The sequence below is a fragment of the Rothia sp. HMSC071F11 genome, from assembly GCF_001809115.1.
Lineage (GTDB): Bacteria > Actinomycetota > Actinomycetes > Actinomycetales > Micrococcaceae > Rothia > Rothia dentocariosa.
In genome coordinates this window covers 84,667-85,563 of the sequence record NZ_KV795770.1, presented here as the reverse complement: position 1 = coordinate 85,563, position 897 = coordinate 84,667, and the positions used below count along the sequence as shown (strand labels likewise).

Here is an 897-nt window from a genome sequence, read left to right as displayed (position 1 = left end):
CGTCGGGGCATACCGTCTGTGCCAGCGCAAGGGCACCTCCCACCGCCACATAGCCGCGGCCCGTGGTAAGCGCCACCGGGGAACGCCGCGGCAGGTTCAGCGAGAACATATCGCCGTCGTAGTCAATATGCGGCTGCAGAAGCACACCGGTACGCGACTTACGCACCGCCTTCGTCCAGTGCGAATACATGGTGCGCAAATCACCAGGCTTACCCGCTGCAATAATGCGTATATACGGAGATTCCGCCTTGATAATATTGGCGATGCCCTCTTCAGCATCTTCAATGCGCTCCGCATCGTCAATCAACAAGAGTACCGGCTCCTCGATAATTTCCAGTTCGGCAGCAAGCGAAGCAATATCCTGGGCGGTGGTTGCCTTCCGATCAAAATCACGATGCGCCAGCGGCGAGCGCCTGGTACACATAACCCACACTTGGGCGTTCGTTTCGCCGCGGTCGCGCTGTTTCATGACGGAGTCAGCGATAGCCTGAAGCAGGGTTGATTTGCCGGAACGCGGTGACCCGCCGATGAGCGCGTGTTCGCCTTCGTAGAGTTCCAGCGCAACAGGCTTGAGGTTGTGCTCGGCGATACCCACCGGAATAATCCAGTTTTCGCCGCCGATGGAGGGTTCAACGCCCAGCTGTGATAGGCGCACAAGAGAGGGCAGCTGGCCGATAACATCGGGTTTATCGACCGTGCCCCAACGCTGGACGACTTGCTGAACGGCATCTTCGAGGCTCATCTGTGGGTGTGCAACCTGGATCTGCCTGATGCTTACGCTGTCGACGCATCGTCCGGGAACCGATGCGGGAATGTCCGGTCCCTTGATCTTGTAGTTGGAGTAGTCGTAGGAATCGGAGAGGTGGAAGAGCCAGCGCTGCTGGGTTACATCATCAA

1 pseudogene is annotated in these 897 nt (G+C 58.2%); it reads right to left on the bottom strand.

Annotation, left to right across the window (positions count from 1 at the left end):
* Nucleotides 1-897 (bottom strand): annotated as a pseudogene (locus HMPREF2554_RS09855) (cell division protein FtsK); the annotation flags it as partial.